Raw genomic sequence first — 15,041 nt, forward strand, 5'->3', positions numbered from 1 at the left:
AGGAAATATTTACCGCAACTAATCCGGGTTGGCAAGCAGCGTTTGCCAATCGGGTAACTGATGTTACGCCGGGGGCGGTGGGGTGCCGGCGGTGAGAAGGTATAGCGGTTTCGGAATCGGGGTACCGGTCATTGGCTCCGGTCCGGCGGCTTTTTCAGCCGCCGGACCGGAGCGTACCCCGATCAGGAATCCGCTGTAGCTGAACGGCCCTATTAAATAGGCACCCATGTTCATTCGCGCTCTGCGTGGCTCTGCGTCCTCTGCGCGAGATTTAAACCAGGCAAGCGTCTGCCAAATCAGCTTGTCAGTTCACCTGGCTCCTCCAACAGGGTTTCAGTAATACCTCGCTTAACCTCAGTCAGGTAAGGTAGTTGGCGGGGCCGGCCCGATGCCGGTCCGCGCTTACGTCGGACAAAAAAATGGGGTCGGAGCCGGGGCGCAGGATGCTAAAGCTACCTTTGCCAACCCCAACGCCCGTTCCTTCGTTTGGACGGGCGGACACCTATTTTTCTGCGTTATCGATTCCCTGCCTACTTACGTTCGCCGCTCCCTCTACGCCATTCTGGGACTGCTGGCCTTGGTGCTCCTGCTCGTTGTGGCAGTAGTGGTGGCGCTGCAGTTCCCCGCCACCCAGGATTTCGTGGCCCGCAAGGCCGAAACCTACCTGCGCGACAAGCTCGGCACGGAAGTGCGCATCGGGAAATTCCGCACCGACTTCCGCAATGCCATTTCCCTGGACAACGTGTATGTGGAAGACCGGCAGAAGGATACGCTGCTGGCGGTAGGCCACCTGGGCGTGAACCTGGATCTGTGGGCGCTGACCAGGTCGGAAATCAACGTGAAGAGCCTGGAGCTGAACGATGGCCGGCTGGCCATCACGCGCACCCTGCCCGACAGCGTATCGAACTACGACTTTATCGTGGCCGCCTTTACTACGCCCGATACTGCCGCCGCCGTGCCCGCCGACACCACCGCGGGCTTTAAGTACAACATCGGCGACCTGCACCTGTCCAACATCTTCCTGACCTACCAGGACCAGGTCGACGGCAACGACATCCGCACCAAAGTCGGCGACCTGGCCGTGACCATGGACGAGGTCGACGTGGACAAGTCTATTTATAAGATCAATAGCGCGGCGCTGAAGAATACCAGCATCGGCATCGTGCAAACCAAGGTGCCGCCGGAAACGCCTGCCGAGCCGCTCACACTGACGCTCGGGCTGAACACGGCCGCGCTGACGAATGTGAGCCTGACCTACCGCAACAGCGTGGCCGGCCAGTTTATCAGCACCCGCATCGGCGAGGCCGAAGCCACGGCCGACAACATCGACCTGATCAACTCCCGCGTTGCCCTGAACCAGCTCAGGCTGCGCAACACCTCCTTCGCCTACGCCCAGAACGAGAACGTGCCGGTAGCGCGGCGGGTGATAAACCCCGCCGAAGCCGTGCGCGACTTGAACGAGTCGGTGGAAAAAGCCACCGGCCAGGCTACCAGCTGGGTGGTCACGCTGAAGAAGTCCGACATCAGCGGCGTCGACGTGGCCTTCGACAACTTCGACGAGCCCAAGCAGCGCACTCGCCTGCCGGCAATGGACTACAACCACCTCAAATTCACCGATCTGGTGCTGAACACGGAGAACCTGTTCTACTCCGAAAACCGCACCACCGGCCGCATCGTCAACCTGGCCGGCAAGGAGCAGAGCGGCTTCCAGGTGGAAAGCGCCACCGCCGACGTGGTCTTCGACTCGGTGCAGACCCGCCTCGACCGCCTCGACCTGATTACGCCCCACACCCGCATCCGCCGCACCCTGGCCATGCGCTATAAGAGCCTCGATGCGCTGGCCGACACCAGGCAGCTGCCCAACCTGGGCATTGAAGGCGACCTGCGCAACGTGCGCCTCGGCTTCCGCGACATCCTCTACCTGGCTCCGCAGCTGGCCGGCACGGCTCCGTTCAACACCGGCCCCAACCAGTCGGTGCTCATCAGCGGCCTGGTGAAGGGGCGCGTGGGCGACTTCCGGGTGCAGAACCTGGAGTTCGTGGGCTTCCGCAACACCCTGGTGAAAGCCAGCGGCCGGATTCGGGGCCTGCCCGAAACGGACCGCCGCCTGTACGCCGACCTGAACATCCGGCAGTTTACCACCACCGCCGCCGATCTGAAAAGCCTGCTGCCCAAGGGCACGATTCCGGCCGAGTACCGCCTGCCGGAGCGCATGACGGTGGCCGGCACGTTCAAAGGCCGCCCCACGGCTCAGATTTTCGACGCCAACCTGCGGGCTACCACTTCCTTCGGCAACGCCACGGCCAAAGTGGATATGGGCGCCGGGCCGCAAGGGCAGGAGCCGGTTACGGCCACCTTCAGCACCCAGGGCCTCGACGTGGGCAAGTTCCTGCGCGACCCGACCATCGGCAAAGTCACGGCCAGCGGCCGGTTGAATGCCCGCGGGCTGGACCCGGCCCGGATGCGCGGTAAGCTGGTGGCCAACGTGCAGAGTGCCCGCTACAACGGCTACAACTACCGCGGCATCACCGCCAACGTCGACATCGACCGGCAGCTGTATAAGGTGGACGCCCGGAGCAAGAGCGACCCGAACCTGAACCTGGATCTGCTGGCCACCGTGAACCTGCGCGACGCCCGCAACCCGACCTACACCGTGGACCGCCTGAACCTGCGCGGGGCCAACCTCACGGCCCTGGGCTTCTACACCGGCGGCGACCTGCGCGTGCGGGGTGACCTGACCGCCAACCTCAGCGGCTCCGACCTGAATACCCTTAACGGCACCTTCGCCGGCCGCCGCATCGTGATTGTGAAAGACAACCAGCCCTTCGCCCTCGACTCGGTGAACGGCCGGATTCTGCAGCGCCCGGGCCGTACCGAGGTGGACTTTGCCTCCAGCGTGCTCGACGCGAAGCTGCGCGGCAACACCCGCCTGGGCGACCTGGCCCCGGAGCTGCAGCGCCACATCGACCGCTACTTCGACCTGCCCGGCGTGCAGTACCGCGCCTCGACGGCCTACCGGCAGTTTACCTTTGAGGCCAACCTGAAGGACCCGAAGATTGCCACCCAGCTGGTGCCGGACCTCAAGCAGATTTCGCCCTTCCGGCTGACCGGCAGCTATGACAGCCGCGCCGCCAACCTGACCATCGACAGCCGCATTCCGCTGATCCGCTACCAGACCTACACCCTGGACTCGCTGCGCTTCAATGTGCAGTCGGACCCGCAGAAGCTGGACTACGCGCTGCGGCTGCGGCAGGCCCGGCAGGATACCACCCTGCGCCTGCCCAACCCGAGCCTGACGGGCAGCATTGCCGACAATAAGATCGGCACCAACCTGCGCATCGCCGAGTCGGACAGCGTGCAGAAGCTGAACCTGGCGGGTGTGCTGCAGGTGCTGAACCAGGGTGCCGCTTACGCCTTCAGCTTCGGCCCGGATCTGGTGCTGGACAACCAGCCGTGGACGGTGGCGCCCGGCAACGAGCTGCGCTACACCACGGCTACCGGTGCCATCTTCGCCCAGAACGTGCGGCTGAGCCAGGGCAGCCAGGCGCTGGCCCTGCAAACCCTGCCCGGGGCGCAGTACCCGCTGCAGGCCACCATCACCAGCTTCGACATCAACGCCCTGGCCAAATCGGCCGGGATGGCCGATTCGCTGGTGGCGGGCACGCTCAACGGGCAGGCCGTGGCCTACAGCATCGGCCAGCCCAGGCAGGCGTTTACGGCCGACGTAACGCTGACCAGCTTCGCCTACAACAAGTCGGCCATCGGCGACCTGGCCCTGAAGGCTACCAACCCTACCCCGGACCGCTACAACGTGGATGCCCGCCTGACCAACGCCACCGGCACCGACGTGCGGGCCGTGGGCTACTACCTGGCCACGCCACCCAGCCCGATTCAGTTTGCCGTGACGGTGAACAAGTTCGACCTGAAAACCATCGAGCCCTTCTCGGCCGGGCAGCTGCGCGAACTGCTCGGCGGCATCACCGGCAACCTCGCGGTGAGCGGCACCGTGGCCCGGCCCCAGGTGCGCGGCGTGGTCACGACCACGCCCGACGCGGGCTTCACCCTCACCCAGCTCGGCGCGCCCTACCGGCTCGTCAGCCAGCCCATCACATTTGATGAGCAGGGCCTGAGCTTCGACAACTTCACGGTGCTGGACTCGGTGGGCAACAAGGCGGTGGTGAGCGGCCGGATGTTCACCAAAAACTACATCGACGACTACCGCTTCGACCTGGAGGCCACCACCGACAAGTTCCTGGCCGTGCAAAGCTCCCAGCGCGACAACCCGCTGTTCTGGGGCAAGCTGGTGGTCGATTCGGACTCGCGCATTACCGGCAACCTGACCCTGCCCGTGGTGCGGACCCGGGCCGTGGTGGCCGAGGGCTCCGACCTGAAAGTGGCCGTGCCCAACGATGACGCGGGCCTGGTGGAAACCGACGGCATCGTCACGTTCGTGGACAAAAGTGCCCCGCTGGACTCCATGCTGGCCCGCACGGTGAAGCTCGACTCGGCCGAAGCCGCGCCCGGCTACGATATCCGGGCCGTGGTGACGGTGAACGACAACACGCCCTTCACTATTATTATCGACCAGGCTTCGGGCGACAACCTGAAAGTGCGGGGAGCGGGCACGCTCAACACCACCATCGACCCCACCGGCAACATCACCCTCAACGGCCGGCTGGAAGTAACCCAGGGCAAGTACGCCATGTCGCTCTACGGGCTGGCCTCGCGCGAATTCGACATCGCCCAGGGCAGCTACATTCTGTGGAGCGGCGACCCCTATAATGCCCAGCTCAGCGTGGCCGCCATCTACAACGTGAAGGCGCCGCCGGCCGAGCTGCTGGCGGCCCAGGGCGTGGAAGAGGAAACCCTGAAGGCCGTGGGCCGCAACCAGCTGCCCTTCCAGGTGTTCCTGAACGTGACCGGCGAGCTGCTCAAGCCCACCATCGGCTTCGACATCAAGCTGCCCGAGGAGTCGCGCAGTGAGCTGCGGGGGCCCATTGAGGCCCGGCTGGCCCAGCTGCGGCAGCCCAGCGAAACCACCGAGCTCAACAAGCAGGTGTTCTCGCTGATCGTGCTGAACCGCTTCCTGGCCCAGGACCCCTTTCAGAGCAGCAGCGGCAACTTCGTGGCCGACCAGCTGCGGGGCTCCGCCAGCCAGGTGCTCACCCAGCAGCTCAACAACCTCACCGGCTCCTACCTCTCGAACCTGGGCGTGGAGCTGGGCGTGAACTCCTACGCCGACTACTCCTCGGGCACCGAGAAAACCCGCACCGACCTGAACGTGGCCGTGCGCCGCCAGCTCTTCAACAACCGCGTGACCGTGCGCCTGGGTACCGACGTGCCGCTGGGCGGGGGCAACCAAAGCTCCCAGGGGCAGAGCGGCAGCGGCCTGAGCTCCTTCGCCGGCGACGTAAGCATTGAATACAGCGTGCTGGCCAACGGCCGCATCCGGCTGCGGGCTTTCCGCAACAATGCCTACGGCGACATCGACGGCCAGTTTGTGCGCACCGGGACCTCGCTTATCTTCCAGCGCGACTACCGCACCCTGGCCGACCTTTTCCGCGGCATCGACAAGGAGGTGAAGGAGGATGTGAAGCTGGAGCAGCGCCGCACCCGCCAGGAGCGCAAAGCCGCCCCCGACACCACGCAAACGCCCGCCGCCCCCATCGTCCGCCGCGACTCGGTGCGGACCCCGAAACCCACCACCAGCCGCTAGTTTTCGTTGCCACCCATCCTGATTTTGTCCGTGTCTGCATTTCGCCGCCTTTATTCTGTTTCTCTCACGCCGCTCCGGGGGCTGACCGTGCTGGTCGGGCTGCTGGCGGCCGGCTGCTCGGGCACCAAATTCATTCCCGAAAACGCCCGGCTCTACACCGGCGGCACGGTGCAGGTGAAGTCACCGGCCCCGGTGCCGAACGAGGCCGTGCTGACCACCGAGCTGGAAGGGGTGCTCACGCCCAAGCCCAACGCCTCTATTCTGGGGCTGCGGCCCAAGCTGTATTTCTGGCACCTGGGCGAAGGCAAAACCAAGGGCCTGGGGCATTGGCTGGCCGATAAGTACGGCGAAAAGCCCGTGCTGCTGAGCGAGGTGGACACCCAGAAGGTGAAGAAGCTGATGGTGAACCGCCTCACCAACCGCGGCTACTTCAAGCCCGGCGTGGGCAGCAAGGTGCAGGTGAAGGGCCGCACCGCCACCGTCGACTACACCGCCTTCGTCGACCGGCCCTACCTGATCAAGGAAATTCACTTCCCTGAGCGCGACACCCTGATTGACCGGGCCATCCGCGCCACCCAGGCGCAGACGCTGCTCAAAGCAGGCGACCCCTACAACCTGCAAACCCTCGTCAATGAGCGGACGCGCATCGACGGCGTGCTCAAAAATCAGGGCTACTACTACTTCGCGCCCGACTACCTGCTGTTCGAGGTAGACAGCACGCTCGACAACCAGGTGAACATCTACCTGAAAGTAAAGGGCTCGGTTCCGCGCCGGGCCGCCCAGCCCTACGTGCTCAGCCGCGTGGCCTTAAACACCGACTACTCACTGTCGGATACGGCCTCGCTGGGCCGCAAACCCATTATCTACCAGAAGTACCGCTACTTTCCCGACGAGGTGATGTTTAAGGCGAAGGCCATTACCAACGCCACGTTCCTCTACCCCGACAGCGTGTACCGCCGCCGCCGCTCCGACCAGACCCTGAGCCGGCTGATGAGCCTGGGCACGTTCAAGTTCGTGGATATCCACTTCCGCCCCGACCGCAGCGTGGCCGACTCGGCCGGGTATGGCCACCTCGTCAGCAACGTGCGCATGACCCAGGTGCCCAAGAAAAGCCTGCGGGCCGAGGTGCTGCTGGTGAGCAAGTCGAACGGGTTCGTGGGGCCGGGCTTCCGCCTCCAGTTCCGCAACCGCTCGGCGCTGCGCGGGGCCGAGCAGCTGCTGGTGAACGTGACCGGGGCCTTTGAAAACCAGACCCGGGCCAACACCAATACCATCGGCCTGACGTCCTACGAGCTGGGAGCCGATGCCCAGCTGCTGGTTCCGCGCCTTATCACCCCGCCCTTCGACATCCGGCTGGTGAACTCCGACTTCCAGCCCCGCACCAGCTTTGGCGCGGGCTATAAGTACATTCAGCGGCTGGAGGCGTTTCAGGAGGACGTGTTCAACCTCAACTACGGCTACACCTGGAAAACCAGGCTTACCAATGAGCAGGAGCTGCGCCCGATTGACCTGCAGTATATCCGGCTGGGTACGGTTTCCGACCAGTTTCAGGACCTGCTGGACTCCAGTCCATTCCTGGCCAACAGCTTCCGGCAGCAGTTTATTCTGGGCAGCAGCTACCGCTACACCTACAACCAGCAGGCGCTGGAGCAGCGCCGCAACCAGATTTACTTCAGCGGCGGCGTGGAAGGCTCGGGCAACCTGGCCTATCTGCTCAACAGCCTCGCGGGTCAGACCAAAGTCACCAACCCCGATGGCAGCCAGGCCTACCGCGTGCTCAAGCAGCAGTTTTCGCAGTATACCAAAGTCGACCTGGAGCTGCGCAACTACTTCCGCACGTCGGCGGACCCGACCAGCGGCAACAAGCTGGCCACGCGCCTGCTCATCGGGGCCGGCGTTCCGTACCTGAACTCGAACGTGCTGCCCTACCTGAAGCAGTACGGCGTGGGCGGGCCCAACAGCGTGCGGGCCTTTCAGGCCCGGGGCGTGGGTCCGGGCACCTACCGCGCCCCGGCGGCCAGCGAAACCCAGTTCTACGACCAGGTCGGCGACATCCGCATCGAGGCCAACGTGGAGTACCGCCAGGATTTGTTTCCCTACGTGAAAGGGGCCCTGTTTATGGATGCCGGCAACATCTGGCTCGTGAATAATGACCCCAGCCGGATGACCGTGGATGCCAGCGGCACGGCCGACGGCAGAAACGGCCAGTTCACCTTCAGCCGTTTCCTCCAGGAAATGGCCGTGGGCGCCGGCGCCGGCCTCCGCATCGACGCCCAGGTTTTGGTTATCCGCCTCGACGCCGCCTACCCGCTGCGCTTTCCCTACAGCACCAACGAAATCCGGGGTACCGGCAACGAGGTCATCTACGAAGCGCAGAAGATCAACCTGGCTAGTCCCCGGCTCAACATTGCCATCGGCTACCCCTTCTAGGCTGCTGGCTTCCTCATTGAACGAATGTAGAGACGCGATACTTCGCGTCTGCCGCGTGCTGATAGCTTCACTGAATACGCAGCCTCAGGTCGTTCAACGAGGAGACGCGAAGGGTCGCGTCTGCACCGTTCAGGCTATTGGGTCTGGTACCGGGCGGCGGCGCGTTGGTGGTAAGCCAGCAGGTCTTCTGTTAGCCAGTTACCGGGCACAAAGCCCAGGTTCAGGTCTTGCAGCGCCAGCACTTCGTTCGGCTGCAGCTGCCCGCCGCTTTGCCGGAAGGCATCGTAGGCGTCCTGGTGCAGGAATTCCGGCAGGCGGTTGTCCGGCAGCCAGTCGCCGAGCAGGCTTGAGAAGTCCAGCTCGTCCTGTTTGGTGTAGGTGCCCGCGGCCGGGTCGAGCAGGCCGATGGGGGCGTCGGTGCCTTCGTCGGTTGTTTGCTCGGCCACCAGCAGCATGCCGTAGGCATTGCGGCCGATGACGATGCGCTCCACGCCGGGTTCGAGCAGGCTGGCCCATTCCGCCAGCACCGGGTTCAACCGCGGCAGCTCCGCGCCGAACAGAAACAGAAACCCGTTGCGGTACCAGCCCGCGCCCACTTCGTCGTACATCATCCGCCACAGACTCTTGTCGAACTTGTCGGCGAAAAAGTCGCCGGGCGGCACGGCGGGGTCGGGGCGGCCGAAGTGGTGGGTGAAGGCGGAAATCTCGGAGTCGGCGGACATGGAAGCGGGGTTGCGAACAGCAAGGTTACGAAGAAAAGCCGCCGGCAGGATAGGGAATGGCGAGCAAACCATTCCGCGCATCAAGCCGCATCCAGCCGTCCCGGGCAATGAGCTGCCGTGTGTGGGGGGCGCTCAGAAAACGGAAATACAGCACGCTGAGCAAACTGGAGTAGCCGGATGAAGAAGCGTTCCTGAAGTGACAGTGCAGGGAGCCAATCATTTCTTATTTCCTTTACATGGCATCGGTTATAGCCCTGACCTTGGAATAAGGGTAGTTTTGGCCTCCCGGCGCGAGCTGCGGCCGGCGTGGTACTTTGGCGGGGAATCAGGCTTCATTTTGGGCGTTTACGAAACTCATCCCTTCGGGCTATTTCGTAAGCTTTGATTCGTAGACGGGTTTCTTAAACTCGCTCTGCCCTATTGGGGTCAGCTGGCCACCAGGTGCCGGGCTGATTCCTGCTGTTCACGGAAAGGAGGATTAACGTGGTCCTTTGGCCAATATCTTTACCAACTTCCTCCCTTTCAACTCATCCTGCCATGCGTGCTTATTTACAGAAAATGAGCTTTTTGCTGGTGGCAGGGGCCGCGCTCGGCAGCTGCCGAAAAGAGGTGGAGCCGAAAGGGCTCTTTGTCCTTCACAATCAGTCTGGTCACGCGGTGACCCTTCGGGTATTTAGCACGCAAGACCGACGTAAGGCGCCCCTCACGCTGTCGTTGCCCAATGGCCAGCAAGTGGAGCGGACCGCTTACGGGGGAGCTGGCGCCATTGCCTATTCCGAGTTGTTTTTTCAAGGGGATTCGGTCCAGTGGTCGTTTAGCGACGGGAAACAACTCGTGCATCATTGCACCCAAGCGCAACAACTCAGCGGTCAATGTTCGCCCGCCGTGCACAACATCCTCTCCCTCCAGGAATATGCGCAGGAGCCCCTCGGCGAGGGGTACGACCGGTACACCTACACCTACACCTTGACCCAAGCGGATTACGCCACTGCCCGTTGAGGTTGGGGCTTGCGACAGGACAGAGGTAGCAAGTAACCAAAATGCTCATTCGGCCACGTTTAGGGAAACGGTCCAAATGGCAAAAAAGAGGCTTTCGACTGCACACGTATCTCTACTTTGGCAAGTTAGGCAAGTGGCCGCGCAGGCGTAATTTTGGGGGATGGATTTACCCGTAACTGAAAAAAAGCAGAGACGTACGTAGCGAGCTACGGCACGTTTTTCCGGCCACGCCTGCACGGCCAACTTGCTCATTGTCAGCAATATTTTAAGGGCTTGTTTCACGCTTGCCGAAGCAATGTAGAGCGCATGGACGAACGCCTGCCCGATTCGCCGTATGATGCCCTGCATCACTTTATCAGCGTCTCTACCTGGGATGGCGCGGCCGTGATGGACGAGGTGGCCCGGCGGGTGCAAGCCAGTCTGGCCCCGCTCGGCGGCGAACAGGGCTTGCTGCTGGATGAGTGCGGCTGGGAGAAGGCGGGGCATAAGAGCGTGGGCGTCGCCCGCCAGTATATCGGGCAGGTGGGCAAGGTCAGTAACGGGCAGGTGGGCGTGTTCGCCGTGCTTTGCCGGGGTCGCCACGCGGGGCTGGTGGGCGGGCAGCTGTACCTGCCCACGGCCTGGAGTATGGATGTGGCCCGCTGTGCGCAGGCCCGCATTCCGGCCGCTGCCCAGGCCTACCGCAGCAAGCCCGAGCTGGCGGCAGAACTGGTCAAGCACCTGCTTGGCAGCGGGTTGGTGCAAGCCGACTGGGTCAGGGGCGACGCGGCTTACGGCAACTCGCCCGCCCTGCGCCAGGCGCTGGAAGAGCGCCAGCAGGCATATGTGCTCGACGTTGGGCCGGGCCTGGGGCTGCACCTAGCTGACCCCACCCCAGCCGGCCCCCCGGCCAGCACCGGGCGGGGCCGCCCCGCCCGTCGGTTGCAGCCCACGCACCCGGCCCAGCTCTTGCCCGCGTTGGCCGCCCAGGTGCCGGCCAGCGCCTGGCGGTGCTACACGTATCGGACGGGGCGTAAAGGCGCCTTGCAGCGCGAAGCAGTACTCCTGCCGGTCTGGCGCTGGGAGCCGGAGCGGCAGCAGGCCCAGGCGCTGCACCTGCTCATTTCGCGCGAGGTAGATGGCTCACAGGTGAAATACAGCTTATGCTACACCCCGCCGGGCGGGGCGGCGTTGGCCGTGGCCCAGGCCCTGTACCGGCAGATGCAGCGCTACTGGATTGAGCGCGTGTTTCAGGAAGCCAAGCAGCAACTCGGCCTGCACCAGAACCAGACCCGCCACTGGCCCGCCTGGCAGCACCACGTGGCCCTGACCATGATGGCGCTGCATTTTATGCTTGAGGCCCAACTCGAAGGGCAGTAAACGATTCCCTATTTATCCTTTGCCAGCCTCAAACTGCTGCTGGCCCAAAAGCTGCAAAATTTGCTGCAAGAGGATGAGGCGCTATTGGCTGCTGTGCGCAAACGCGCGGCTTACGCCGTCCCAAAACCCACTGCAAAACCGCCTACCTAACTTGCCAAAGTAGAGGTATATACCTTCGTAATATGAAAAAGACATTACTTTTGGCTTTTTTGGCCTTAGGAACAGGCAGTTGCGATAAAAAAGGGGGCGATATCGCCCCCAAACCGACCCCCGAACCATCCCTGCTGGGTCAATGGACTGCGGGGCCCGTAGCCTTTGCCTATTATAATTCACAGGGTGCCGTCACTCAGACGGGCGTAATCCGTCCGGGTGCCCCCACTACGTACCTGAACGTATCGGAAATGGTCTGGCAGAACACGGCGTCAAGACCCGCTGACTTTCTGTACCGCCGTGCGGATAGCACCGTGACCACTTCGCTGCTTGTGAATGGCAATAGGCTAACTATTGAGAAGTATGCCATCATTGCATTGAGTGACCACCAGCTGATTCTACGGTCGCAACTAGCCCTCACCGGTGGCGGGAGGTTCGTTGAAAAAAACTATTTTTCGCGCTAACGGGGGTCGCACTAGACAAGAAACCGAAAACAACGGCAAGGCTTTTCAACCCCGAAAAACGAGCTAATTTATCTCAATAAGTCAGCCATCGGGGTCAAAATAAGTCGTTGATGGGTGAGATGAGGAAAAGCAACAAATTAGCTTGGTCGAAATCACCACTGGCTGAAAACAGCCATAGCAGCGTCAAAACGGACGTTTCGTGAGGTAGTGGGCCTGCGCAAATTTCCCTAACGGGAATTTTTGTTCCTGCTCTTGCGCTACCCCTATTTCCCCACAGAGCAGTAGCCAAATGGTGCGACTCGTGATTCAATAGCTTATAATAGACGCCAGCAGTTCACGAAAACAGTGGTTTAGATGAGGTATAAGCCCTTTTACATACTGCAAACGGTCGTTTACAACACGTAAAACCGCGGTCCTGAAGGTCGCTTTCAGATCCTTCACGTACTATATCCTCCGTTTTCTGAGAGGCCCCCTTTTCCAGCAGAAAGCCCTGACGTATACCTCACGTCAGGGCTTTCTGCTGAAAAAGGGCTTTTTACCTTACAAAGGATGGATTGCTTCGCTTTGCTCGCAATGACGGCTATTACGCTACCCGGCTTCCTTTTCCCGGGCGGTTACCCGGGCTTCGAGGTACTCCTGCGTGCTGTTGATAGCTTTCGTGGGCACCACCGTCACTACCACGTACTTCGAGGTGGGCGTGTTGCTCACCTTGGCTACGCTGGAAATAGGCACCAGCGGGTTGGCTTCGGGGAAATACGCGGCCACGTTGCCCTTCGGAATGTCGTAGGGGACGGCCACGAACTTCTCCAGCGTGCGCTGCTCCCCCTCAAAGTGGCTGGTGATGTCGATCAGGCCCTGGGCTTTGATGCCGCGGGTGGCCATGTCCTGGACGTTCATGAACAGCACGCGCCGCTCGCCATAAACCCCCCGATACCGGTCGTTGTACTCGTAAATCGTCGTGTTGAACTGGTCATGGCTGCGCACGGTCATCAGCACCAGCTGGTCGGGGAGCAGCGTGTGTTTGGGCAGGGTGGTGGTGGTGAAGTTGGCCTTGCCGTTTTTGGTGGTGAACTTCCGTTCGCGCGGGCCGTTGGGCAGATAGAACCCGCCGGGGCGGCGCAGCTTCTGGTTGAAGTCCTCGAAGCCCGGAATCACGCGGCTGATATGGTCGCGGATGACGTCGTAGTTCTCCGTCATGGCTACCCAGTCGGCGATGTTGGTTTTCGCGCCCAGCGTAGCAATGGCCATACCGCTGATGATGGCCACCTCGCTCATCATCTCGCCCGCCAGCGGCACCAGCACGCCCTTGTTCTGGCTCACCACCCCCATCGAGTTTTCGCAGGAAGTCATCTGCTGGCCGGAGCGTTGCAGGTCTATATCGGCGTGGGTGAAGCAGGGGAGCAGCAGGCTGGTTTGGCCCGTGACCAGGTGGCCCCGGTTGAGCTTGGTGCCCACGAATACGGTCAGGCTCTGCTTGCGCATGCCGTCGGCAATCAGCTCGGTATCGGGGCCGGCGGCCAGCAGATTGCCGCCCAGGCCGAAGTACACCTTGATGCGGCCGTCGTGCATTCCCCGGATGGTTTCCACCACGTCGAGGCCGTCTTCGCGGGGGGCGGAGAAGCTGAATTCCTTTTCCAGCGCATCCAGAAAGCCCGAGTGCACCCGCTCCCAGATGCCCATCGTCCGGTCGCCCTGCACGTTGGAGTGGCCGCGCACGGGGCAGGTGCCGGCGCCGGGCTTGCCAATGGCTCCCTTCATCAGCTGCAGGTTCACGATTTCCTGAATGGTCTGCACGCCGTGGCGCTGCTGCGTAACGCCCATGGCCCAGCAGGTAATGATCTTCTGCTTGCTGGCGATAATATTGGCCGCTTCCAGCAATTGCGCCCGCGAAATACCGCTCTGCTCCTCAATCTCTTCCCAGCTGGTGGTCCGGATATTTTGCTCAAATCCGGCGAAGCCCGTGGTGAACTTGTCCACGAAAGGACGGTCTACCACCTGGCCCGGATTGCGGTCCTCGGCCTCAAACAGGTGCTTCATAATGCCGCGCAGTAGGGCCATGTCGCCATCCACGCGTACCTGCAGGTATAGGTCCGTTATCGGGGTGCCGTCGCCCATCAAAGCCCCCAGGGCCCGCAGCGGGTTCATGAAGTCCTGGGGGTTTTTGAAGGCCACGAGGCCCGCCTCAATCAGCGGGTTGATGCTGATGATCCGGGCCCCGTTGCGCTTGGCCTTCTGCAGGGCCGTGAGCATCCGCGGGTGGTTGGTGCCGGGGTTCTGGCCGATAATCAGGATGACTTCGGCCTCGTGAATGTCGTTGAGCGTGACCGAGCCTTTGCCCAGCCCCAGCGTGGGGCTCAGGGCCGAGCCGCTGCTCTCGTGGCACATATTGGAGCAGTCGGGCAGGTTGTTGGTGCCGAACTGGCGCACGAACAGCTGAAACAGAAACGCCGGCTCGTTGGGCACCTTGCCCGAGGTGTAGAAGGCTGCTTCATCGGGCGAGGCCAGCGTGTTCAGCTCTTTGGCAATGATATCGAAGGCTTCGGGCCACCCGATGGGCGAGTAGTGATTGTCGCCGGGGCGCTTCACCAGCGGGTGGGTGAGGCGGCCGGCGTTGTTCTGGTCACGGTCGGTCATACGCGACAGCTCGGCCAGGCTGTGGCGGGCGAAGAATTCGGGGCCGGCGGCTTTGTCGTCGGCATCGGAGGCGGCGGCTTTCGCGCCGTTTTCGCAGAACTCGGCCACGGACCGATGCCCGTCGGGGTCGGGCCAGGCGCAGCTGGAGCAGTCGAAGCCGTCGGTCTGGTTCATGCCCAGCAGGGCCTTCGAGCCGCGCCCCACGCCGCCCTCGCCCCAGCTGAACTGCATGGACTTGAGCACCGCCGTGACCCCGGCTGCCACCCGGGCCGGGCCTTCCAGCCGCAGCCCGGTCAGGGCTTCGGGGGGCTGGGCCAGAACAGGGTGCAGGAACTTAGCGTTAGCCGGTTCGGGGGCCGGAATATACTGCCGGGGCGCATCGGCGCTGGCTTCGTGTGCCACTTTGGTCGGGTTGTCGGCGTTGGGAATCTCGTGGTCGGCCACGGGTGCGGCGCCCTGGTCGGGCCGCTCACCGCTTTTGGGAGCATTTTCAGCTTTCTGTTCTTCGGCCTTACCAGCTTTGCCGGGGTCCGTAACGGGGGAATCTTCCATGGGGCTTATCAGAAC

Annotated in this window: 7 protein-coding genes; 5 read left to right on the forward strand and 2 right to left on the reverse strand. The window is 62.6% G+C overall.

Annotated features, from left to right (window positions below; translation table 11 throughout):
- Positions 1 to 388: 388 nt before the first annotated feature.
- Positions 389 to 5,716 carry a translocation/assembly module TamB domain-containing protein gene (locus tag ABD833_RS16495; protein WP_345074477.1) on the forward strand — a complete coding sequence of 1,776 codons (5,328 nt, stop codon included), beginning with the start codon at positions 389 to 391 and terminating at the stop codon, positions 5,714 to 5,716.
- A gap of 30 nt (positions 5,717 to 5,746) precedes the next feature.
- Positions 5,747 to 8,146 carry a translocation and assembly module lipoprotein TamL gene (gene tamL, locus ABD833_RS16500; protein ID WP_345074478.1) on the forward strand — a complete coding sequence of 800 codons (2,400 nt, stop codon included), beginning with the start codon at positions 5,747 to 5,749 and terminating at the stop codon, positions 8,144 to 8,146.
- Between the two features lie 134 nt (positions 8,147 to 8,280).
- Here the strand turns inward: tamL and ABD833_RS16505 are convergent, their stop codons facing one another.
- The gene (locus ABD833_RS16505; protein WP_345074479.1) at positions 8,281 to 8,868 is read right to left on the reverse strand and encodes a hypothetical protein; all 588 of its coding nucleotides are present in this window, start codon (positions 8,866 to 8,868) and stop codon (positions 8,281 to 8,283) included.
- 537 nt (positions 8,869 to 9,405) lie between these two features.
- Here ABD833_RS16505 and ABD833_RS16510 point away from each other — a divergent pair.
- The 3 genes from ABD833_RS16510 to ABD833_RS16520 all read left to right on the forward strand — a co-directional run bounded on the left by ABD833_RS16510 (position 9,406) and on the right by ABD833_RS16520 (position 11,840).
- Positions 9,406 to 9,867 (forward strand): hypothetical protein, encoded by a 462-nt coding sequence (locus tag ABD833_RS16510; RefSeq protein ID WP_345074481.1) that lies wholly within the window; start codon positions 9,406 to 9,408, stop codon positions 9,865 to 9,867.
- Positions 9,868 to 10,098: 231 nt separating this feature from the next.
- The gene (locus tag ABD833_RS16515) at positions 10,099 to 11,226 is read left to right on the forward strand and encodes an IS701 family transposase (protein ID WP_345074589.1); all 1,128 of its coding nucleotides are present in this window, start codon (positions 10,099 to 10,101) and stop codon (positions 11,224 to 11,226) included.
- A gap of 182 nt (positions 11,227 to 11,408) precedes the next feature.
- On the forward strand, positions 11,409 to 11,840 hold the full coding sequence (locus ABD833_RS16520; protein ID WP_345074482.1) for a hypothetical protein: 432 nt from the start codon (positions 11,409 to 11,411) through the stop codon (positions 11,838 to 11,840).
- 588 nt (positions 11,841 to 12,428) lie between these two features.
- On the opposite strand, the gene ABD833_RS16525 is transcribed toward ABD833_RS16520, so the two are convergent.
- On the reverse strand, positions 12,429 to 15,026 hold the full coding sequence (locus tag ABD833_RS16525; RefSeq protein ID WP_345074483.1) for an FdhF/YdeP family oxidoreductase: 2,598 nt from the start codon (positions 15,024 to 15,026) through the stop codon (positions 12,429 to 12,431).
- Between the last annotated feature and the right edge of the window lie 15 nt (positions 15,027 to 15,041).

The sequence above is a fragment of the Hymenobacter fastidiosus genome (assembly GCF_039539565.1).
In the GTDB taxonomy this organism is placed as follows: Bacteria; Bacteroidota; Bacteroidia; order Cytophagales; family Hymenobacteraceae; genus Hymenobacter; species Hymenobacter fastidiosus.